General features: G+C 63.7%; 14 protein-coding genes and 2 pseudogenes. 7 read left to right on the forward strand and 9 right to left on the reverse strand.

What is annotated here, in order from left to right; translation table 11 throughout:
- The first annotated feature begins 427 nt into the window (after positions 1-427).
- Entirely contained in the window at positions 428-904 is a 477-nt protein-coding gene (locus tag ABGB17_RS02985; protein ID WP_347626132.1) for an AraC family transcriptional regulator, read from the forward strand.
- Positions 904-1,332: a VOC family protein gene (locus ABGB17_RS02990; RefSeq protein ID WP_347626133.1), complete on the forward strand. Its 429-nt coding sequence runs from the start codon at positions 904-906 to the stop codon at positions 1,330-1,332. The genes ABGB17_RS02985 and ABGB17_RS02990 overlap by 1 nt, the downstream gene beginning before the upstream one ends.
- A gap of 1 nt (position 1,333) precedes the next feature.
- On the opposite strand, the gene ABGB17_RS02995 is transcribed toward ABGB17_RS02990, so the two are convergent.
- Positions 1,334-1,804: an ATP-binding protein gene (locus ABGB17_RS02995; protein WP_347626321.1), complete on the reverse strand. Its 471-nt coding sequence runs from the start codon at positions 1,802-1,804 to the stop codon at positions 1,334-1,336.
- A 207-nt stretch (positions 1,805-2,011) separates the two neighbouring features.
- On the opposite strand from ABGB17_RS02995, the gene ABGB17_RS03000 reads away from it, so the two are divergent.
- Positions 2,012-2,881 (forward strand): helix-turn-helix transcriptional regulator, encoded by an 870-nt coding sequence (locus ABGB17_RS03000; RefSeq protein ID WP_347626134.1) that lies wholly within the window; start codon positions 2,012-2,014, stop codon positions 2,879-2,881.
- Positions 2,878-3,099, forward strand: coding sequence for a DUF397 domain-containing protein (locus tag ABGB17_RS03005; protein WP_347626135.1), 222 nt, complete (start codon positions 2,878-2,880; stop codon positions 3,097-3,099). Before ABGB17_RS03000 ends, ABGB17_RS03005 begins: the two co-directional genes overlap by 4 nt.
- A gap of 64 nt (positions 3,100-3,163) precedes the next feature.
- Here the strand turns inward: ABGB17_RS03005 and ABGB17_RS03010 are convergent.
- The 8 genes and pseudogenes from ABGB17_RS03010 to ABGB17_RS03045 all read right to left on the reverse strand — a co-directional run.
- Positions 3,164-3,693, reverse strand: a pseudogene (locus ABGB17_RS03010) (IS3 family transposase); the annotation flags it as partial.
- A gap of 18 nt (positions 3,694-3,711) precedes the next feature.
- Positions 3,712-4,335 (reverse strand): annotated as a pseudogene (locus tag ABGB17_RS03015) (transposase domain-containing protein); the annotation flags it as partial.
- A 181-nt stretch (positions 4,336-4,516) separates the two neighbouring features.
- Complete coding sequence (locus tag ABGB17_RS03020; protein ID WP_347626136.1) at positions 4,517-5,020, reverse strand: hypothetical protein; 504 nt, start codon at positions 5,018-5,020, stop codon at positions 4,517-4,519.
- Between the two features lie 535 nt (positions 5,021-5,555).
- A complete protein-coding gene (locus ABGB17_RS03025) occupies positions 5,556-6,728 on the reverse strand; it encodes a DNA cytosine methyltransferase (RefSeq protein WP_347626137.1) in 1,173 nt (390 codons plus the stop codon).
- A 10-nt stretch (positions 6,729-6,738) separates the two neighbouring features.
- Positions 6,739-7,716, reverse strand: coding sequence for a DNA (cytosine-5-)-methyltransferase (gene dcm / locus ABGB17_RS03030; RefSeq protein ID WP_347626138.1), 978 nt, complete (start codon positions 7,714-7,716; stop codon positions 6,739-6,741).
- A 65-nt stretch (positions 7,717-7,781) separates the two neighbouring features.
- Positions 7,782-8,609, reverse strand: a complete 828-nt coding sequence (locus tag ABGB17_RS03035; RefSeq protein ID WP_347626139.1) for a DUF6339 family protein — start codon at positions 8,607-8,609, stop codon at positions 7,782-7,784.
- The gene (locus ABGB17_RS03040) at positions 8,606-9,538 is read right to left on the reverse strand and encodes a hypothetical protein (RefSeq protein WP_347626140.1); all 933 of its coding nucleotides are present in this window, start codon (positions 9,536-9,538) and stop codon (positions 8,606-8,608) included. The genes ABGB17_RS03035 and ABGB17_RS03040 overlap by 4 nt, the downstream gene beginning before the upstream one ends.
- Positions 9,535-11,628: a helix-turn-helix transcriptional regulator gene (locus ABGB17_RS03045; RefSeq protein WP_347626141.1), complete on the reverse strand. Its 2,094-nt coding sequence runs from the start codon at positions 11,626-11,628 to the stop codon at positions 9,535-9,537. The genes ABGB17_RS03040 and ABGB17_RS03045 overlap by 4 nt, the downstream gene beginning before the upstream one ends.
- A 424-nt stretch (positions 11,629-12,052) precedes the next feature.
- Here ABGB17_RS03045 and ABGB17_RS03050 point away from each other — a divergent pair, with 424 nt between their 5' ends.
- The 3 genes from ABGB17_RS03050 to ABGB17_RS03060 are packed head-to-tail and all read left to right on the forward strand — an operon-like array spanning position 12,053 to position 21,829.
- Positions 12,053-16,741, forward strand: a complete 4,689-nt coding sequence (locus tag ABGB17_RS03050; protein ID WP_347626142.1) for a DEAD/DEAH box helicase — start codon at positions 12,053-12,055, stop codon at positions 16,739-16,741.
- Positions 16,738-18,645 (forward strand): ATP-dependent helicase, encoded by a 1,908-nt coding sequence (locus ABGB17_RS03055; RefSeq protein ID WP_347626143.1) that lies wholly within the window; start codon positions 16,738-16,740, stop codon positions 18,643-18,645. The genes ABGB17_RS03050 and ABGB17_RS03055 overlap by 4 nt, the downstream gene beginning before the upstream one ends.
- Positions 18,629-21,829: a helicase-related protein gene (locus ABGB17_RS03060; protein WP_347626144.1), complete on the forward strand. Its 3,201-nt coding sequence runs from the start codon at positions 18,629-18,631 to the stop codon at positions 21,827-21,829. The genes ABGB17_RS03055 and ABGB17_RS03060 overlap by 17 nt, the downstream gene beginning before the upstream one ends.
- Positions 21,830-21,832: the final 3 nt, after the last annotated feature.

Below are 21,832 nucleotides of genomic sequence, written 5' to 3' on the forward strand. Positions count from 1 at the left end.
CAAAGAAAGCCCTGCTCAGGGCTCGCCAAGAGATGCTTAATCCTGAACCGCCCAGAACCCTCTTGGCAAACATGAATGGGACGTTCACATCCCGCCCTGACCTGCCCAAACGTGCCGGCGACCCCACCCGCGACGTCCACGCTCACAAACTTTTTCCACGACGCTCACCCCACCCCTGACCTGCGCGTTTCCCTGCACCCCACACCGACCCCAACCCAGCCGCGCGAAGATTTTTCCGCCGCTGGAGCCGTACCCTGCTGGACAGCCGGACAGATAGCACGAACCGACGGCGACAACCAGCCCCGACGGAAAATCCCCGAAGTTTGAGCATCCCGAGAATCCAGATCAAGCCACTCCGTGAAGACCGGTCAGCCCTTCGCCTAGCGCCACAGCAAGGTTGTCACCCCCACCGGCGATACTGACGCCCATGCCGTCCGTCCCACCCGCCCGCCACCTGGTACGCGCAAAAGACCTGGTAGACGCCCACTACCAAGACCCCATCACCGTCGCCGACATGGCCCACGCCGCCGGCCTCTCCCGAGCCCACTTCAGCCACCAGTTCCGCCGCACCTTCGGCGAAACCCCCCACGCCTACCTACTGACCCGCCGCCTCGAACGCGCCGCGGCCCTCCTCCGCAACACCGACCACTCAGTAGCCGACATCTGCATAGCCGTAGGCCTGCAAAGCATCGGCTCCTTCACCACCAGCTTCACCCGCACCTACGGCATGCCCCCCACCAAGTACCGCGCCCAGTTCCCCGACCCGGCCACCTTCGCCCTGATCCCCGCCTGCATCGTCCACGCCCACACCCGCCCCCAACACCGGACGTTTCAAGAAGACACCCCCAACCGCACACGACTAGCGTCAGAGCCATCCACCCCACCACTCCCAGGAGCCCTCTGATGCTCAAGATCGTCAACGCCCAGGTCTGGGTCCACGACCAGGACGAAGCCCTGGCCTTCTACACCAAGAAGCTCAACATGGAGATCCGCACCGACGTAACAGTCCCCGAAATGGGCAACTTCCGCTGGCTCACAGTAGGCCCCACCAACCAGCCCGAGTTCTCCATCGTCCTCATGGCCATCCCCGGCCCCCCAATGATGGACGAAGCCACCACCGCCCAAGTCCGCGACCTGACCTCCAAGGGCTTCACCGGCACCATCTTCCTGACCACCGACAGCTGCGAGGCCGCCTACAACGACCTCAAGTCCCGTGGCGTCGAATTCACCGAGGCCCCAGAGGAACGCCCCTACGGCATAGACGCCGCCTTCCGCGACCCTTCGGGCAACAACTTCCGCCTGACCCAAGTCAACGACATCGCCGACCGGTAATTCATCCCGACACCCGTTCACACCCGAACGGCGACGCAGAAGCCAGCAGGCACTGCACCTGCTTGCCGATCGGAGTACGTTCGACGCTCCACCCAGGCGTAAGCGCATCCAACAACCAGAGCCCTCGCCCTGTCTCGGCGTCAGAATCGTCCGGTGGAGTGCGAGAACGCACCGGCAGCCGATTGGGATTCGGATCATGAACCCTGATCCATATACCCGCGCTTGCTATCTCCACCTCCACCACAACCGGCACCCAGTCGCCGCATGCCCTGACGGCGTTGGCGATGAGCTCGGACGCGACCAGCCGCACCGATTCCACGCGCTCGCCGTCCACCCCCTTAGCACCGAGCACTTGAGTGATGAGAGCTCGAACGCCATGAAGGCTCTCCGCCCACACATTCATGTGCACGATGAGCCCTCTGTCATGGATCGCCGGATAGAACCCGAGTTTGGCGGCAGCCGACCACTCCATCACGCGGGATGCCCTTCTGATAGATCTATCCATAGCTATAACGGACAGTTACGACACCATGGGTAATTAATTGACTACCCTCGGTCGTAGCTGCTGACAGGAAGCATGGATCCTGCTGATGCCCTCGCGCAAGGTTGTCACCCAACTTCATGTGCCAGGTTCCTGGATCTGCCACGAGGTCACACAGGGTGATGGAACACTGCTCTCATGCCGAACAGCCGCCCAGTCCCCACGGTCCGACGCCGACGTCTCGGTGAGTCCCTGCGCCGCTTTCGCAACGCCGCTGGCCTGAACCTGGACGAAGCCGCCGCGGCCGTGGGCTGGACGGCCCCCAAACTCTCAAGGATCGAGAACGCCAACGCCCATATCCGCCGCGGCGAGGTGATCGCCCTTCTCAAGGCCTACGGAGTGACCGACTCCGAGGTCTTCGACGCCTTGGAGACCCTCGCCAGAGACGCCGGCAAACGAGGCTGGTGGCAGACCTACAGCGGCATCGTCGCCCCGGCCTACGCGGACTACATCTCACTGGAGTCCGACGCCGAAAGCGTCAAGACCTTCGCCCCACTTCTCATCCCTGGCCTCCTGCAGACCGCGGCCTACGCCCGCGAGACCATCTCCGGCATCACGATGACACGTACCCCCGAGGAGATAGCCGCCCTCGCGGAACTCCGCCTGGCCCGCCAAGCCGTCCTGACCCGCCCGACGGGCCCACTGAAGATCTGGGCGGTCATCTCGGAAGCAGTCCTCCACCAACGATTCGCCGTCCGCCCGAGCACCATGCGCGACCAACTCCGCAGACTCACCGACTGCGCCGAACTCCCCAACATCACCCTGCAAGTGATGCCTCTGGCCTCCACCCCGCACCCCGGCCACGCCGGCGGCTTCAGCCTCGTCGGCTTCCCCACCGCCATGCCCGACGTAGTCATGCTGGAAAACCTCATGGGCGTCTCTTATGTTGAAGGAGGCACGGAGGTGAGCACCTTCACCGACGCCTTCAGCCGAATCGTCGCCGCCGCCTTGCCGGTAGACGACTCCAAGGCCCTGATCGCCCGCATGGAGGAAGAAAGCAGGCCATGACCTCCTCACCCCCCGATCCCTATACGCACGACCTCGCCGCCGCAACATGGCGCAAGTCCTCAGCCAGCGCAGCCGAAGGCGACTGCATCGAAGTCGCCAGTCTCCCAACTGGTGAAAAGGCGATTCGTGACTCCAAGAACATGGGCTTGGGGGCGCTGAGGTTTACGTGCGCCGCCTGGACGGCTTTCCGGCGGTACCTAAGGGACGGCGGGTTTTGAAGCGCCGGACGGAGTCGACGATGCCCAGGCCCGTCGCCGGCTCCAGGCGGGCCTCAAGAACCGCCTCACTGACGGGCAGGTGGGGATGTCACCGACATAGCGCCGGTTCGGGGCGGCCGCGGTGAAGTCCCGCTTGATCAGGTCAGCCACCTTCTGATGCGAGGGTTCCGGCACCGTGGTGCGCACCTTCCTGCGCAGGTGCAGCCCGACGATGCCAAACGGCGCATCACCCGCGCGACCCGCTTGTGGTTTACTCCGCGGCCCCGGGCACGCAGTTCGGCGGTGATACGCGGGCTGCCGTAGGTGCCGTCGAACGCACCATGGATCTGCTGATGTCCCGCCCTAGCGCCGCATCGGCCGCAGCCCGCTCCGCGCGGGCCGGCGCGGCCTAACGCCACCGGTAGAAGCCCGAGCGGGACACCTTCAGCACCCGGCACAGCCGCTTCACGCCGAAGGCGCCCGCGTGGTCGTCGACGAACGCGAAGCGACTCACCAGTACGTCTCTCCTGCGAAATATCTGGCCGCCCAGCGCAGGATGTCGCGCTCCAGCTCCCGAACCCGGGCCTTGAGCTGCTTGTTCTCCTCTTCCAGTACGTCGCCAGACAATAGCGGGCTGACCTGGGCGATGAAGGCGTTGCTGTCGAAGCCCTTGTCCCATAACACGAGCATGTCGGGCGTCAGCAGGTGCAGCAGGCGCCGGGCATAGCCGGTCTCGTCTTCGCTGGTGAGGCCGAAGACCGCGCCGATCAGAGCCCGGGTTCCGGTCTCGACGAGTGTCATCAGTTCCAGCAGTGGGTAGCCGCCGTGGCCGGGGCTGCCCAGCCAGGCCCGGTTACGGATGGTGTCGGGGGCCTTGAGCGAGCTGCAGCCGTCGAAGGGAGACGGTGCGGTAGGCCCCGAATCGCGTTCCTGGAGTCGGGGCTGAGCCAGCGGTCCGCTCAGCACCTCGAACAGGCGCTGCATCGGTGCGCCGCCGACTCTGCGGCGCAGGTCTCGCAGGGCTTTGGCGGTGGGGGTCATGGCCGGCAGGACGGTCAGCGAGGCCGTCAGTTTCTGCCAGACCAGCAGGTAGCCGACCTCGGGGAACAGGCACATCGCCAGCAGGAAGTAGACCCCGACACGCGAGGGCAGAGCGCGCAGACGACGCTGCACGCTGCGTGTCTCATCTAGGACCGCATCGACGAGCTCGAACGGTACGAGCCCGGTCAGCTCCCCCAAATGCCCGGGGGCGAACAGTCGCCCCGCTGCCGAGCGGGGTGAAGAGTCCGTCTCGGCAGCGCGCGAAACAGCAGAGCTGGCATACTCGGCAATCAATGGAGATCCAGTTCATCGACGGCTGGTTGTGGAAGATCACCGTTCTACTGGGTCTCCGTCCTCATGTCCTGAGAACCACGTCCTTGACCGCACCACGAAAGCCTTAACTACCTGGCCTTGGGGCAGGTCCCGACCATGTCGGCGAAGACCTGCTCCACGATCGCGTGGTCATGATGCTGTTGTTCGGCCTGGGACAGGTGGAAACGGGCAGTCGGTGAAGATCGCGTGATACCGGTAGATGCTGAAACAGCTCGCCTTGGCCGATCGTGGCGTGCGGGCTGAGCCGCTTGACCCGGCGCACGATCAGCCGGGCGGTGAAGGCCTGCTTGTTCTTCGACGCGAACGCTGTGTGCGGGCCCCTCCCGCCGATCTTCGTGTGCCCGAACCCGGCGCCTTGCTTGGCGGATCCGTAGGTGCATTTGTGTATCGCGTCCAGGTGCAGGAACGCGACCGTGCCGGCTGCGGGCAGCAGCGGCGTATGCGCAGCCGGCCGGGCCAGCACCTCGCGGGGGACTTTCTCGATCTGACGGACGTTCCCCCACGCCAGACAGTGCAGGAGCGAGCCCAGCGTAGACGGGGTGCGGATACCGGCCAGCAGTTTGTTCATCCCGCCGTGCAGTATCGCGTTCAGATCGGCGATGCTGTCGGCTCCGGGCTCCGGTGGCCATCCTGGCCACGATCGAACTGATTTTCGTCGCCGCGTTGACAACGAGCCGGTCGGCGATGGCGACGTGCTCGTCGATGAGTCCGCCCAGGCTGCAGCGTTCGGCCGGCCGCATCACCGGCTCCAGTCCGGCGTAGGCGACGAGGCGCTCGTCGTCGAAGCGCGCATGAGTCCTGGCGGCGGCATGAAACAATCGCACGTACGAGGTGTCCTTCGACTGCGGACTTGGATGCTTAGAGAACTCCCATTAGCCCAGCCCGCAGGGCACCTCCGCTTATTTTATGGCAAACACATCAGAATCGGCTCGGTGCATCCAGGCTGAGGATTATTCGACCAGATCTACTCCCCGACCTACCGGGGGGAAGGAGGCGAAAGCCACCAACTCCTCGCGCACCGCGTCTATAGTAAGTGGTCGCACGCGGCGGGATATTTGGCCGACAGGGCGTCGATGACTTATGCGTGCTGGGCACGCACGGCCTTAGCCGTGGGCGGTCGCCAGGTAGCGATACAGCTCCCCGGCGATCACCTGGGCAAGACCCACGGGAACAGCGTTGCCGATCTGACGCGCTATCTGAATCTTGCTTCCGACCCATTTGTACTCGAGGGGAAAGCCCTGAAGTAGCGCGGCTTCCAAGTGTGTGATCGGGCGGTGGGCCTTCGGGTGGAGGTATCGCCCCTTCTCCGGCTTGTAGAACTCGGTGCGGATGGTCACCGAGGGGCGATCCCACCAGAGGCGCCCCATTACGTCTCCGGAGCCGTTCCGATGGTTGATCCAGTTCGGAGTGGACAGATGAGGTGGCAAGTTGTGACGGTTGCCCCCTGCGGGAATCGCACTGTACCGCTCCCGCGAAAGGTCCGTCGGGTTGCGACCGATATGAAGGTCAGTCGTTCGGAAGGTGCCCGGGAGTGTCCGGCCCAGGAGGTCACAGGTCCGTGCCGGCAGTTCAGTGGTCGTGGTCTCCGGAGGAGTCGAGCTGAAGACGACGCTTGAGGGGATCCATCCTTCCAGCGATTCGAACAGCGCCCCGTCGCTCTTCTTATCGAGCTTCCGGTGGGTGGGCTTGGGGTGTTGGAGAGGCTTCTTCAACGGGTGCGACTCGATGAGATCTCGATGGGTGGCCAGAACGATCACACGCCGGCGAGTCTGTGGAACACCGTAGTCGGCCGCGTTCAACAGCTTCGTCTCCAGAACGTACTCTCGCAACTCACCGCGCTCACCTGTTGATGCCTTGAGCAACTGGTACTCGTGCGACTTCTGGAAGCGGTCTACGTTCTCGATGACGAAGATCTTGGGTTTGAGCTCCATGACCACCCGGACGTACTCCTTCCAGAGCTTGTTCCGGGGATCGAGCGGATCCTCCTTGCCCAAGCCAGAGAAACCCTGGCAGGGTGGGCCACCAAGGATCACATCGACGCTGGAAGCGACATCCTTGGGATCCCACCGAGCTATGTCACCTGCATAAATATGGCCGGTCCCACCGGCCTCCTCGGCGAAGTTCGCCGCGTACGTGGAGGCCGCGGCGACGTCCCATTCCACCGCTCCGACCGTGCGGAAGGCACCCGGCGCGAAAGTATGGAATCCCTGAGTCAGCCCCCCACATCCGGCGAAGAGGTCGATGATGTTGATGGGGCTGGGGGGGCGGGCGGTCATGAGCCTCACCTTACCGAGACGAATGGCTCAGTACTGCCGCGATCTGTCGGCCCACGGCCTCGGCGAGCGGCGGCGGAACCGCCTGCGCCACCTGCTTGTAGCGTGCGGTCTTACCGCCCATGACGATCCAGTCGTCCGGCAGGCTCTGGAGCTTCATCACCTGCTCGACCGTCAGTTTGGGAACTCCGTCTCGCCCGCGGCTTGGGTCCAACATGAAGTTCTCATCGGGGACATCGTTTCCGAGGCTGTGGGCATTCACGGCCACTTCCATCCACTGGCGCTTGGATCGGGTGGGGCCCAGATCGGCACCTCCGTGGTTCTTCGAGCCGCCGACGACCGTCGGGGCGACACGATTGGCCAACAGCGCCCAGGCGTCCGCGTCGCGCCAACCCTTGCTCGCCATCGATTCCCTCAGCACCTCGCCGACCGTGGGAACGGTGTGGTGCGTCGGCTGGGGCCACTCGAATCGCACGAAGTCGTTCGGCCGCATGGCGAGCAGCAGGTAGCTGCGTCGCACCTGAGGTACGCCGAAGTTCTGCGCATCCAGGACCTTCCACTCCCACCAGTAACCCAAGTGCTTGAGTTCCGCCTCGACTTCTTCCCGGACACCTGCGAACTTGGGCATCCTCAACGATGGCGTGGTCTCCAGGACGATCGCTCTGGGCTGCAGCTCGATCGCCAAACAGACTGCCACGGACAGTAGGTCTCGCTCATCCTTGGCGCCCTCCTGCTTGCCGGCGATCGAGTAGGGACTGGACGGGACGCCACCGGACAGCAGATCGATTGTCCGGATTCGGAAGTCGGCTCCGGTGAAGTCTTTGAGGTCCAGTTCGGTGACGTTCCAGTCTGGTCGGTTGGCGCGCAACGTCCGGCAGGCGTGCATGTCGTTGTCGATCGCCATGACCGGACGGAAACCCGCTCTCTCAAGCCCGAGCGCTTGGCCACCGACTCCGGAACCGATCTCCAGGCTCGTGAACCGCTCGCCCATGCACGCCCCCATGATCAATATCGTTGAGCATATGTGATTGCGGCCAAAAATCACATGCCTCGGAGCTACAATGGCAATTCTTTCGCAGCTGGACTTTCAGCAAGCAGTTGCTTGAAGAGAGTGGTCAAGGTACCCACCGAGGTGGAACGGACTCGCCCATCCGGAGGGCCGGTCGGTAGCGAATTGTACGGCACCAGAACGCCCATCAACTCCTCGATCCAATCACGGTACGCGTCGACATCCCTGGGGTTGTCCGGCGCGTACGCCTCGTAGGACAGCGTGCTGCCTGCGGTGTTCACTGCCTGAGCCAGCGCGTTGACCTGTCGTCCCGTACGGACGACGTCGGCGGTGAGCAGCCGAATAATCGCCTGAGCGGTCGGGCGATGCAGAATCACATCCAGCCTTAATACGGTATTCAATACATCCTGATTACTGCAGGCCGCAACAACCGGTCCATAGTCCGGTCCGTCGCGGAAGAGTTCAGCCGCCCACCACAATCGGGCCATGGCCTGGGAATGAAATGGCCCAGAAAACCGCGCACGTGACACCGTTGGTGGATTACCCCTGCTCAGGTGCCTCCAGTAGACGTAGTCGGGGGCGAGCCGTAGTGCCAGGTAGTTCCATATCCGTGAGTCTGAGGCCTCACGGCGGGTCAACCGCAGCGTTGCGTGCAGCACTGGAGCCAGCCAGGCGTCCGCGGAGGTGCGTTCGGTCGGTGTGAAGCGCTTCGTCACCTCGTCGAAGAGTTGCCGAACCGGCTCAGCCTCCCATGCGGACCTCTCCGACATCTGGTCGATCGCGGAGGACGGCAGTGGCTCGTTGTTCTCCAGGACACCGGTCGTCAGGAATCGTGCGGCCGCTTCGTTGGATAGCAGGCCCAGCGTCGTGTTCACTCGTCCTCCGGACCAATCTTCTGCAGGGATCTGATGAAGCCGCCCAGGCTGCGCGGCATCCGGGCTTGTTTGGCCGCGGCATGCATCACCCGCGGCTGCACCCCGCCCACGCCCAGATTGACGATCTCGCGCAGTGCGTCGTCCGGCGAGTGATCGGGGAAGAGATCGGGCAGCATACGACGGAGCACCAGTCCACGCCAGCCTTCCGGCCATTCGTGGCCCTCGGCTTGGTGAGCCGCCTCGTTGAAGAGGGCGGTCCACATGGCGGTTCCGATCTGGGCCGCCAGCCCTTCCCGGATCGGACGCTCGGCGGCCTTCGTGCCTTCGAGGATCGCACGCAATCCGTCGAATCCGCTGTTCAGGTTGAGTATGGCGACATCATCGGTGGTGATCAGCGCCCAAGGATCGCTCCTGCACCAGGCCAGGTGCGGATCCTCGGCGAAGTCGACCCATCGCGTCTGAACGGCCTCCCCCTGCGCCGCCCGCCGCGCCTGAAAATCGACCGTCCAAGGTCGGGCGACCGTCGCGATCACTCGCCCTGGTACGTCGTTGACCGTCGCCACGAGTTGGCCCGAGAGTTGCACACGACCAAAATGATCGTCTCGGTGGAGATCCACTTCTCCGGTCCACTCGCCCGGCTGGCCCATCATGAGCTTGACGGCCGAGTGGGTGTTGGTCCGCCGTTCCGAGGCGGTCGCGAAGAAGGCCAGGCTGTACCAAGGCCCTGCGTCCAACTCATGTCGTGGTGCGTTGATGTGGATACTCAGCCGTGCGGTACGCCAGTCGTCACGGTCCACACGGTGCAATCCGACGGTGTGGTCCTGTTGCGAGATCGTGCCGTATGGCAACGCCACATCATCGAGCCGAGCTTCTTGCACCGTCATGGTCAGCTCCCCCGCGAGCACGGGGTAAGGCGCGATCTGCTTCATTGGCTGCCGTCCTTGGCCTGGACCAGGTCGATTTCAGCGATCGCCATCCGCCCGGCCACGGGATGACTGGACACATCGCTGACGCCTGTGAACACCGCGGAGCGTTCTCTCGCGACGCACACCAGCACGTCCCCGATCAGTTCGCAGTTCGATTCCGCGGAGAGCTCGACCCAGCGAGCCTCCGGTTTCGGGCCTGAACGAGTGGCGAATCTGAGTAGTGGACGGAGCACCCATGGATCTTCTCGTTCCGGCAACTTGATCTCGACCCTGATCCGCCACGCCCCGCTATCGTCCACCTCCCCCGTAGCGCTCTTCACGGTCGGATAACCCTTGGTCCGCGGGAGCGGTGTCGGATCGAGGCTCACCAGGTCTCGAAGGATGGCGGGAGGGCCCTCCTGCGCGACCGGTTCTGGTGGTTTCACGGCACTGCGCACCTTGGCGAAGGCCGCCCTACGAAACTCCCTCAGCCTGGTCATGGCACCGCGCGCGTATGTCGCGGTGAGATCCTCGGTGGGCTTCCAGTCGTTGTGCTCTGGTGGCTCGGCCGCGCGGAGAAACGCCTCGGCGACCTCGTCGGTCGGTGCGCCGGCCCCTGTCGCCGTTCCGGCCAGCAGAACGGCCTGGAATGGGGGTGCGCCAAGGGGGACCCCGGTGACCGGCCGATCCAACACGGTCATCCGGGTGCCACGCATTCCGACCAGGCGATTGGGTTTCTCCTCAGCCTCATGTGCCGGCGTCACCAACAGCACGGCCTCGTGCTCCACCAAATCCGACTGCGGATCGGACTTGGATGGCGGGACGGTCAACGGCACGGCCATCTCCACCACGTCCTCCGCCCGAACGAGTTGCGACACCGTTGTTCTATCGAGGAATGCTCGGACCGCACGCGCCCGTGCGGGCTCGTAGCGGTACGGGTCGACACGCTCTTCCGCGACGACGGACTGGCCATTGCGCAAAGCCTCCACCGACGCCTCCAGCATCGGCGCCTGGCCACGGCCTGCGACCATGGACGCCCAGAAGTGGGTGGCCAATCCACGCACCAGAACCATGTGCATCTCCTCCAGAGTCGTGGCTTCTCCGGAAGGATCGTGCGCTCCGACGATCAGGAAGCTTGTACCCGGATCGGAGCTCCCTCGAGTCAGGTACAGCTCTTCCACGGTGCGTTCGCCGGCCCACCACGATCGAGCGGCCGCCTCTCTCAGAGGATCTCGACCGCCGAGCCAGGCAGGACCCGCGTACTGAACTCCATTCAACTCATGCCATGGAAGATCTATTCGGCCGATGAGACGTCGTTCACGAAGATCCTCGTGAGGCTCCGAGAGCGTGCTGTTCATGACGACCAGACCGAAACGACTGGCACCCCAGATCGTCGCCTTGCCGAGACCAAAAGAGCCGCCGGCGATGCCCTTCTTGTGGCTGTCGAGCTGTCTTCGGACGACCGCGGCGAACCTTCCGTCCTCGTACTCAGAACCGGTCAGGCCGTTCGCGTTGTAGTCGTCGATACGGAGGAGAAGCAGTTTGCCGGTCTCTCGTAGCTCACGAAGTCCGTCGGCCAGCATGCGGCCGACCTTCTGCTTCTGATCGCCTGCAGCCTCTATGTGCGGAGCGAGGTCGTCCCATCGTATGGCTTCCTGGAGCCGGCGTAGACGCTCGCCAGTGAGCTCGTGCAGAGTGAAGCGGACTCGGACCGGACGCGTCTTGTCCCAACGCTCGTCCAGGCTGTTCTGGGTCGCCTCTCTAGCGGCTATCGACAAGGAGGAGTCGAAGGCGAAGGCCGCGGGATTTCCTAACTCCCGACCGCCGTCGGAATGTGCCAGGCGATGGTGCCAGGCGACGTAGCCGCTCGATTCCGGAGTCTCGTCGCGGGTCTCCGAGGAGCCGGCTGCCAGGTCGAGGATTTCTTCGATCGCCTGGATGTTCTCGATCCGAGGCGTGGCGCGGCCGGTGATCCAGGCCGAGACCGCAGCGCGTGTCACGTTCAAGGCCGTTGCCAGTTCCGACTGGCTCATGCCCTTGCGGCGCAGCTGCCTACCGAGCCAAGCCCCGAACGCCACCGGATCGCGGGTGATGCTGCCATCGTCCTGCGTCATCGCGAGGTTTCTCCAGGTGAGAGGGGTCCATTTGACGCCTCAGGCTAGCGTTTGACACCGATTGACGCCACTGTCCGGGCAACTCTCTATGTCATCAAGGTGGTCCGAGCCCAAGAAAGGTGTAACGTGTCCATATATGCGCCATTTCGTCCTTGGGGTCCAGTAAATTACTGCTTGCGGGCGAAGCCGCTCATATGGCAATATGGTTTGCGCCGAAGGCCGGGTCTCAAAGCCTTTCGCAGGGCGAAGCGAGCCGCAATCCGCCCGACCGCTCTACTTGCTTCATCGGCATCGAACTGTATTTAGTATGCCCAACAAAGGGTCGGCAGACACATCGCCGAACGTCTCCTTTGCGTGCCTGAATTCGTTTCATGCCTCTGTCCTATCCCCTCAACTGGCATTTCATCGTCGGGAGACAATTGTTGTGAGCAATGACGGCCCTTCTGTGCTGGATGTGGTTCTCCAGCAGACCGCGCGCGTGCTCGAGACTTATAGAATCGACCCTGGTCTGATCCAGGAGCACGTCAACGGCGAGCGCCGAATCAAGGAAGGCGGCTACGGTGACCGCCAGATCTACGAATTGGTGCAGAACGGCGCAGACGAACTGCGGAACGACCCGGGCGGCGAGATCGCGGTGGTCCTCACGGACACCCACCTGTACTGCGCCAATCAGGGTACTGCCATGACATCTGAGGGCGCGGACACCATTCTGCGCATGGGTGTTTCACGTAAGCGAGGCGGCCAGATCGGGCGGTTCGGCGTCGGAGTGAAGTCCGTGCTGAGTGTCACCGACGTGCCCGAGTTCTTCAGCAGTGAGGAGGAGAAGAGCTTCGGCTTCGACAGGGAGTGGGCGGAGCTGGAGATCAAACGGATCCAGCCCGCGGCCACGGAGACACCCGTGCTTCGCATGGCCCGCCCTCTCGACCGGGACCGCACCGCGGCTACGGATCCCATTCTCAAACAGTTGCTCTCGTGGGCCACTACCGTCGTGCGGTTGCCCTTGAAACCGGCTGCTGTTGCGCGACTCGCCAAGGACATCGACGAGTTCCCTGTGGAGTTCTCGCTGTTCTCTCCGCATGTCGGGACCGTCACGCTGGAGAAGCGACTCTCCGGGCGGGCGTTCAAGCGGCAGATCTTCCAGAAGGTCGACGGCGAGCACCACGCCCTACAGGAGTTCTCCTCCCGCACCGGAGAGGAGGAGAAGGAGGAACAGGTCGCCGACTGGCGGGTTTTCACCCGTGTCTACCGACCATCGTCAAGGGCGTTGGAGGAAGCCGGTGAGCTTCACGACCGGCCTGAGATCGACATTGCTTGGGCAGTACCTGAACGAGGAACCCGAACCCGCAGGGGACAGTTCTGGGCCTACTTCCCGACGAATTACACGATGACTCTTCGGGGAATCGTCAACGCCCCCTGGAAGACCAGCGAGGACCGCCAGAACCTCTACGCCAACAACCGGTTCAACGACGAGTTGATCGTCGAAGTCGCTGATCTGGTGGTCTCGTCCCTTCCGTCATTGGCGCGGCCGGACGACCCAGGAGCGTGCTTGGACTCCGTGCCCTCACGAGGTAGAGAGGAGCCGCAGTGGGCGGCCGAGGACCTCGTGGCGAAGATCTGGCACCTCGCCGCCGACAAGCCGGTCTTTCCTAATCAGAACGGTACGTTCGACACGCCGGCGAGGATCCGGGTGCACCCCGCCGACCTGCGACCGGAATGGCTGCAGTGGTGGGGGGACCACCCCGGACGCCCGACGAACTGGATTCACCACTCCGTGGAGAACCCCAAGCACCGCCGGGACAGTGTCAACCGCATCCTGGAACACACGACCCAACCGGTCGCCACGGTGAAGGAATGGTTGGAGGCGCTTGTCTCCGACAAGACTCCAGAAGCGTCGGCGCGCGCGGTGCTCATCGTCTCCGATATGAAGCGGCACAATCACCCGCAGGTGGAAGACGCGCTTCGGGCCAAGATCGTCCTCACCGAAACACTGGGACTAGTCACTCCCTCCACGCACGTCTTCCGGCGATCGGCCGCTGACGGCCTGGCCGACAACACGATCTACGTGGACGAGCGCGTCTATGCCGGCCAGGACAACATCGCTAGGGCTCTGGATCTGCTGGGCATCCACGAAGCGGATGCCGCCGGCCGATTCGCCTCGGTGGTGGAGCGTGGGTTCTTCGGGTACTCCGACCGTGACTGGGCCGCGTTCTGGGATCTGGCGCGCTTGGCCGGAGCCAACGGCGTGAAGGCCGCGTTCAAGGACCGCGACATCGACACGGTGAAGGAACTCAAGGTAAAGGTCCTCCTCGGGAACTTTCGTCGGATCAGGGACTGTCTGCTCCCTGGCCGTGTCGTTCCCGAGGACGGCTCGCGTGACAAGAACATCACAGTCGACATGCAGTTCCACCGATACGACCGGGTCTACCTCACCGAGCTCGGACTGCTCGAAGGACCCGTGGCCAACATGGATCCCAGTGGGGAGGAGTGGTTCGAGGAGTACAGGAAGGACTACTGGCAGCAGTACGTCGCCAAGCTCCCGGCCAGCGAACCTCGCCCCACCTTGGCACGCATGCAGTTCGAGGGAAGCGACCCCGCAGGTCCTCTGCATCTGTTCACCACGCTATCGCCTGAGGGGCGCGCCGCCTTCCTCAGGGCGATTCCGTTGGGTGGCGCGGTCGCTACCTGGACCATGCAGGCCGGCAACAAAGGAGTGGCCAGTCGCAAGACTGTCCCGTCCCCGATTCGATGGCTCACCCGTAAGTTCGGGTACGTACAGACTTCTCGGGGACTGCGAGAGATCAAACTCTGCGTTGGTCCTGAATTAGCCGCCTACAAAGATGTCCTTCCTGTGGCGAATGTGTCGCCCGGCGTCGCCGCGATGCTGGGGCTTCCGCTGACGCTGAGCGAGGTTCCCGAATCGCTGTGGCGCGAACTCGTCGAGGAGGCATCCGAATCCACCGAGGACACGTTCCCTGGCCGGGTTTATGCTCTGATATTCGACGTCGTCGTGGCCTTTCCCGAGGGCGCGATGACGCGCTGTCGAGTGGGTGACGAGTGGCGTAGCGATGTCGAGGACAAGGACATCGCAGTGACCTCGAGTCGCTCGGAATACGACACGCTCGTACGTGAGAGGGTGCCGGCTCTGCTCGTTCCGACCGAGGAATTGGCCGAGACGATGCGGGAGGCGTGGAACATGCTCGCGCCCTCTGACGCGATCAAGAAGGAGATCCGTTACGCGGCGCAGGCGGACGCGGTCCTGATCCTGGAGGAGTTCCCCCACCTGAAGATGCTCCGACGATCTCAGGTGGAGGGCTGGTCCACCGTTCGCTGCGACGAACTCGAAGAGATCATTCGGACTCCGAACGGTATGCGCACTCAGTCGATTCCTGCGGCGGAACTACCCGAAGAGCGCAAGGTCCTCGTCCGCATGCCCGCGCACGACCTACAAGTGCTCACCATCGTGGATGGTGTCCTTCGACTCGGCCTCGGCGCGTCGGGCTGCAGAGGCGTCCTCGACCGCCGCGCGCAGGAGCGCAACAACGAACGCATCCAGCACGTACGCCGTACCGAGAGCCTGGCGGAGAAGCTGCTTCTGCTCATCGGGGTCGAGGCTTTAAAGAAAGGGCTTCCCGAAGGTCTGCTTGAGAGCGACGAGGCCAACCACGGGAGCGCCCAAGGCGATCAGCGGATGGCCGAGCTGGCCCACAACGCCTATGGGACGGAAGTACTGCGCATCTACCGAAAGGACATCGAGGCCAACTTCTCCCAGCTCGCGGCCGGGTTCCGAGGCGACGCCACGTCTGTGCGCATTGTCAACGATCTCGGTTTCCCCGGCGAGTACGCAGGGACCCGAGGGGAGACTCTGCCGGCGCTGGAGAAGGTCTACGGTCCCACCCGCTTTCCCCGGCTCCATGACTACCAGGAGCGGCTCGCGCAGAAGGCGGTCGAGCTGTTGACCAAGTACGACGCTCCCCGCGCGATGCTGTGTCTGCCGACCGGCGCCGGCAAGACGCGCGTGGCGGCGGAGGCGGTGATCCGGGTGATCAAGGCGCGTGGGCTTGGCGGTCGGCCCGTGCTCTGGATCGCGCAGAGCGAAGAGCTCTGTGAGCAGGCTGTCCAGAGTTGGTCCTTTGTCTGGTCCAAGGTCGGCCCTGAAGAACAGCTGATCATCAACCGTCTATGGTCTACTCGCGAAGCCGCTCCGAGCGGCGATACGGCTCAGCTGGTCGTCGCCACGGACGCCAAGCTGGAGGTCTGCCTGGACACGGCCGAGTACGCATGGCTCCGCCACCCCGCGCTCGTGATCGTGGACGAGGCCCACACCTCGATTACTCCCCGCTACACACGCATTCTCGCGTCGCTGGGCCTGACCTTCAGGGAGACCACGCGTCCTTTGCTCGGACTGACCGCCACGCCGTTCCGCGGCTTCAACGAGACCGAGACCAGTCGCCTGGTCGAGCGCTACGGGCGGAACCGTCTCGATGAGGGGATCTTCTCGACCGGCGATCCTTACGCGGAGCTCCAGGACTTGGGCGTGCTGGCGCGAGTCGACCACAGAGCACTCCAGGGCTCTACTCTCACGCTCTCCGAGGAGGATCTTCGCCAGGCGACGGCCTTCGAAGGAGCCAGGTTGCCTGCCACCGTGGAGGAGAAGCTGGGGCGGGACATCGCACGTAACCAGACGCTCATCCAGGAGATCCAGGCACTTCCGGAGGACAGTCCGGTGCTGCTCTTCGCCACGTCGGTCAACCATGCCAAGCTTATGGCCGCCCAGCTCAACGACCTCGGCATCAAGTCCGCCTCGATCGACTCCGGCACCCCGGACGCCGACCGGCGCACGCACATCGAGAGGTTCCGGCGGAAACAGATCCGGGTGTTGACCAACTATGGCGTGCTCGCCCAGGGCTTCGACGCTCCGGCCACCGAGGTGGTCATCGTGGCGCGGCCTACCTATAGCCCGAACGTCTACCAGCAGATGATCGGGCGTGGTCTCCGTGGCCCGAAGAACGGCGGCAAGGAGACCTGCCTGATCCTCGACGTGGCGGACAACATCGTCAACTACCACCGTCAGCTGGCTTTCACCCAGTTCGAATATCTCTGGAGCAACAAGTGAGCGATGCCTACAACGGCACCCCTACGCTCACGGCCGAGCAGCGGGCTGTCGTCGATCAGCCCGCTGACGCCCTGACCTTGGTGACAGCTCAGGCCGGTGCGGGCAAGACCCACACGCTTGTGCGCCGGCTCGACCGGCTGGTCGCCGGGGAAGACCTGACTGCCGGGGAAATCCTGGTGCTCACCTTCTCCCGCGCCGCCGTACGCGAACTCAAGAGCCGCCTTGCCAAGTACGGGGAGGCGGCCCGGTATGTACGGGCCCAGACCTTCGACTCCTGGGCGCTCGACCTGCTCATGCGGGTCGACGCCCAGGGATCCTGGGCGGAGAAGTCCTTCGATGCCCGTATCGAGGGTGCGCAGCAGGCGATCGACAACAGCCTCGCCGACGAGCCTTACGAGCACGACCTCCGCCATGTCGTCATCGACGAGGTCCAAGATCTTGTCGGCACCAGGCGAGAGCTGGTGGAGGCCCTGCTGGACCGATTCGACTGCGGGTTCACCCTGGTCGGCGACCCTGCCCAGTCGATCTATGGATTCACTGTCAAGAATCCGTCGGAGCGCAAACAGGAGACCAACCGCTTCTTCGAGTGGCTCCGTAGCACCTTCGGTGAAGATCTCACGGAGTTGAGCCTCACCGAAAACTTTCGCGCGCGGACCGACGAGGCGAGGACCGCCCTCGACTTCGGACCTCGGCTGCGCATGCTTTCGGAATCCGGGAATGTGGACGGCGAAGCGCACTACAACGAACTCCGGCAGGTTCTCACCGGAGTCATGAATTTCGGCGGTTTCGACGAACTGGCCGCCGATGCGCTTACCACTTTTTCCGGCACGTCCGCGATTCTCTGCCGGACCAATGGTCAGGCTTTGATGATCTCAGAGAGACTTCATTCAGTCGGCGTGCCTCATAGGCTTCAGCGGTCCGCGCGTGATCGAGTTGCTCCGATGTGGCTAGGGCTCCTTGTGGCACGCTCCTCTGGAGCGTCGCTGAACCGGGGAAAGTTCGATGAGCTGGTCGGCGATCTGCCCCTGATCGAGGGCTCGGACCCCGACGTCCTTTGGCGATTGCTCCAGCGCACCGGCACCGGACACGGCTCGGACCGCCTCTTGGACCTGTCCCGGCTCCGCTCCGCGCTCGCCGCAGGCCGGTTGCCGGACGAACTGATCGCCCAACCCCCTGCACAGCTCGTGGTCTCTTCCTTCCACCGCGCCAAGGGATTGGAGTTCGACCGGGTCCTCGTGGTGGATCCGGGACCGCTGCGGGAAAAGTCCCCAGAGGACAAGTCCAAGCAGATCGACAAGGATCCCGCTGAAGAAGCCCGGTTGCTCTATGTGGCGATGACACGAGCGCGGGACGAGCTCTACCTGGTCCCGGCCGTGGATATGCGCAACATCCGAATCCATGACGTCACTGACCGATGGGGCCGGTACTTCTTCCAGCGCTGGCGTCGAGACGGTCTCGAACTTCAAGGGGGTGACGTCACCACCGAGTACCCGGCGGGTTCAGTTGACTTCGAGGCCGATGCCGCAGACTTACAGCACTACTTGGCGACCGCCGTACGCCCTGGAGATGCCGTCGAGTTGGAGCGGGTCTACCCGGAGCCGATCGGACTCCTCGAAAGCCCCCCCTACCTGATCACGCATAAGGGGCGGCCGATCGGCACGGCTTCCGAGAGGTTCCGACGCGACCTCTACAGATTCCTCAAGCTCGGCCCGAGCTTCGTACCCTGCTCATTCCCGTCTTTGATCTCCAGTGTCCACATCGACACCGTGGAGACCGTCGCCGGCAATGAAGCCGCCGGTGTCCGCGCCGGACTCGACCAGCACGGTGTGTGGCTCGCGCCGCGTCTCGTCGGCCTGTCCACCTTTACCTGGGACAAGAAGGAACCTGATGTCGAAGCACACTGAGCACTACGCCTTCCGTGCCGACCTCGTCGAGCGTCTTCGCCTCGACATGGTCGGCCCGGTCGGCGGGGCCGACGAGATCCTCACGGACTCCCCAGTGACGACATACGTCGCCGGCCTTCTCTACCCTCGGCGTCGTGACCCCGCCGAGGTTGAGGGAGAAGTGCTCGAACGTGACGCGGATCTCTCCGCCGAAACGCGAGTCAAGGACGATGTCGTCGACACAGGTGTCTCGCTGGCCAATGACCAGGCCCCGTCGTCCATGGGTCTCACCTTCGGGGTGGATCCGACGGTGTCCCCGACGATCACCGTCGTTGTAACGGCCGCCATCTATGAGCCGATCGACAAGGCCGGACGTCCGGTCAAGGCACAGCGCGCCGAGCGGCGTACCGTCGAAGAGCAGGATCTCCGCTGGCAGCGGAAGGCCCTTGAACTCGAGCCCGTTCAGGTGGATGTCACGGCTCCCCGCCAGTGCAGCAAACCGCTGGCGCCCGGAGCAGAGCTCCGCGTACGGGTCCGTCGTCCTAAAGACGGGGCCGTATCGGTTACGGTCGCGCTGGTCAACGTGAACGAGGTTGACAAGTTCGGCATCCGTGACGCCTATTGCTTCTACCAGCCGAAAATCCTCGTCACGGGGGAGGAGGGTACGAAGCCCTTTGTGGAACGGCCCGTCCCGGTCGGCGCGGATGAGGCGGAGATCAAGACGAACCGCCTGCTCTACCGTTACGCCCCCAACTTCGCGGCGGGCCATGGATGCGCGGCGAACTGGGACTGGACGCCTCCTCCGCTTCGTGACGAAGCGCTGGTCAAGGGACTGCCGGCTGCCGTGGCTGCCATCTGGAGCGAGTTCGTCCCGTGGAAGGAGGTACTGCTGACCGACTCCAACCCGGAGATCGACAACTCGGCTCTCGGTATGGCCGACCTCGCGCGTAAACCGGAAGATGAGATTCTCAGCGGACTCCGGAATCTGGTGAACGGGTACCGTGCCTGGATCGCGGAACGTGCCGAAGAATCGAGATTGCTGGGCAACACCGAATTCGCCGAGTCGACCAGGGAGCAGATCCGGCAGTGCGAGCTGGTCTGTGACCGAATGGATTCAGGCATCGAGACGCTTCGAAGCAATCCTGTGGCCATGACCGCTTTTCGCTACGCGAACGAGGCTATGGCGGTCCAGCGGGCCAGGACGAGCTGGATCAAGGGACGCAAGCAGAGCGGGCCGGACATCGAAATGGGAAAGTGGCGCCCGTTCCAGATCGCCTTCTTACTGCTCTGCATGGACGGCATCGTCGACCGGGACCACGAGAGCCGCAAGATCGCCGATCTTCTATGGTTTCCCACAGGTGGCGGCAAGACCGAGGCATACCTGGGCATCATCGCGTTCACCGTCTTCCTGCGCCGGCTCAGGAAGGGCGAGTCGGGTGCCGGGGTCACAGCCATAATGCGGTATACCCTCCGCCTGCTGACCCTCCAGCAGTTCGAACGCGCCGCAGCTCTGATCTGTGCCATGGAGATCATCCGGCGTAATGCGCCAAAGGAACTGGGTGAAGAGACCATTTCCATCGGCATGTGGGTAGGCGCCGCAGCCACGCCCAACAAGCTCAAGGACGCAGCCGCCGGCCTGAAGAAGCTCCGGGACGGCGGGGAGTTACACAAGGACAACCCTGTCCAGCTCCGCTTCTGTCCGTGGTGCGGCACCGCCATGGGGCCCGATGAGTACGAAGTGGACGTTGCGATTTCCAAGATGCGCATCTTCTGCGCCGATTGGCAGTGCGAATTCAACCGCGAGCTCCCGGTTCATGTGGTCGACGAGAAGATCTACGAGGTTCGACCGACGCTGATCATCGCGACCGTCGACAAGTTCGCTCAGATCACGTGGCGTCACGACGTGGCGGCTCTCTTCAACAGGGATCGGGAGGGTACGCTCCCCCCGGAGCTCATCGTCCAGGACGAACTCCATCTCATCTCCGGTCCACTCGGCAGCCTCACCGGCCTGTACGAGACGGCGATCGACATCGCGGCGGACCAGCCCAAGGTTATCGCCTCGACCGCGACCATTCGTCGGGCCAAAGAGCAAGGCAATCGTCTGTTCATGCGGGATGTCGCTCAGTTCCCGCCCGCCGGCCTCGACGCACGGGACTCCTGGTTCGCGGTCGAAACGCCGGCCGAGGATAAAGCATCACGCCTATACGTCGGCCTTCTCGCACCTAACACCAGTCAGGCGACCCTGCTGGTTCGTGCATACGCCGCACTTCTGCACCATGCCGCGGAAATAGACGGTCCCGACTCCGTTAGGGACGCGTACTGGACACTAGTCGGCTATTTCAACAGCCTGCGCCTCCTGGCCGCTGCCGAACTTCAGGTGTTGGACGACGTCCAGGATCGACTCAAGCTTTTAGCAGAGCGAAACGGCGCTAAGTTGCGTCGTGCCGATCAACTCACAGAGCTGACGAGTCGCGTGAAATCCAGCGACATTCCCAAGCGGCTCAAGGATCTCGAGCGAATGTTCCCTGACGAGAACACTTTCGATACGGTCCTCGCAACGAATATGATCTCGGTGGGCGTGGACGTGGATCGACTCGGCCTCATGGCGATCATGGGTCAGCCGCAGACCACAGCGGAGTACATCCAGTCCAGCAGCCGCATCGGCCGTCAGCACCCCGGCCTGGTCGTCACCCTCTACAACGCCAACCGGTCCCGGGACCGGTCGCACTACGAAAGCTTCATACCGTACCACTCGGCGCTCTACCGGCAGGTCGAATCGACCAGTGTGACACCCTTCTCGCCACGTGCCCGGGACCGGGCCCTCCACGCCGTCCTGATCGGGATGGCCCGACTCCTCTACCCGGTGCTCCGCCTCAACGGCGCAGCGGCGGCCGTGTATACCCACGAGAGCCGGATCGAGGAACTAAAGGACCTTATCGTGGCGAGAGCGAAGGCGATCGACGAGGAGGAAGCGGCCGGCACCGAGAAGGAGCTCAACGACATCATCGGTCGCTGGCGTGAGTTGGCCGACGACAATCCGGCTCTGGTCTACGAAGCCAAGCCGCGGTTCAAGCGGAGCGAGAGGCGCCACCCTAATGAGGCCCTCCTCCGTTCCCACGCCGACACAGATCTCGACGATGCGTTCCCCACGCTGTGGAGCCTCCGCGACGTCGACGCTGAGTCCGACCTATACCTGGAGCGATGAAGA

It is taken from the genome of Sphaerisporangium sp. B11E5, from assembly GCF_039871875.1.
GTDB lineage: Bacteria > Actinomycetota > Actinomycetes > Streptosporangiales > Streptosporangiaceae > Sphaerisporangium.

What these genes read in the sequence shown, in the direction of transcription:
- ABGB17_RS03025 (WP_347626137.1), bottom strand. Translation starts at nt 6,728, where the DNA reads ATGACCGCCCGCCCCCCCAGCCCCATCAACATCATCGACCTCTTCGCC.
- dcm (WP_347626138.1), bottom strand. Translation starts at nt 7,716, where the DNA reads ATGGGCGAGCGGTTCACGAGCCTGGAGATCGGTTCCGGAGTCGGTGGC.
- ABGB17_RS03000 (WP_347626134.1), top strand. Translation starts at nt 2,012, where the DNA reads ATGCCGAACAGCCGCCCAGTCCCCACGGTCCGACGCCGACGTCTCGGT.
- ABGB17_RS03020 (WP_347626136.1), bottom strand. Translation starts at nt 5,020, where the DNA reads ATGAACAAACTGCTGGCCGGTATCCGCACCCCGTCTACGCTGGGCTCG.
- ABGB17_RS03040 (WP_347626140.1), bottom strand. Translation starts at nt 9,538, where the DNA reads ATGAAGCAGATCGCGCCTTACCCCGTGCTCGCGGGGGAGCTGACCATG.
- ABGB17_RS03060 (WP_347626144.1), top strand. Translation starts at nt 18,629, where the DNA reads ATGTCGAAGCACACTGAGCACTACGCCTTCCGTGCCGACCTCGTCGAG.
- ABGB17_RS03005 (WP_347626135.1), top strand. Translation starts at nt 2,878, where the DNA reads ATGACCTCCTCACCCCCCGATCCCTATACGCACGACCTCGCCGCCGCA.
- ABGB17_RS03045 (WP_347626141.1), bottom strand. Translation starts at nt 11,628, where the DNA reads ATGACGCAGGACGATGGCAGCATCACCCGCGATCCGGTGGCGTTCGGG.
- ABGB17_RS02995 (WP_347626321.1), bottom strand. Translation starts at nt 1,804, where the DNA reads ATGGAGTGGTCGGCTGCCGCCAAACTCGGGTTCTATCCGGCGATCCAT.
- ABGB17_RS02985 (WP_347626132.1), top strand. Translation starts at nt 428, where the DNA reads ATGCCGTCCGTCCCACCCGCCCGCCACCTGGTACGCGCAAAAGACCTG.
- ABGB17_RS02990 (WP_347626133.1), top strand. Translation starts at nt 904, where the DNA reads ATGCTCAAGATCGTCAACGCCCAGGTCTGGGTCCACGACCAGGACGAA.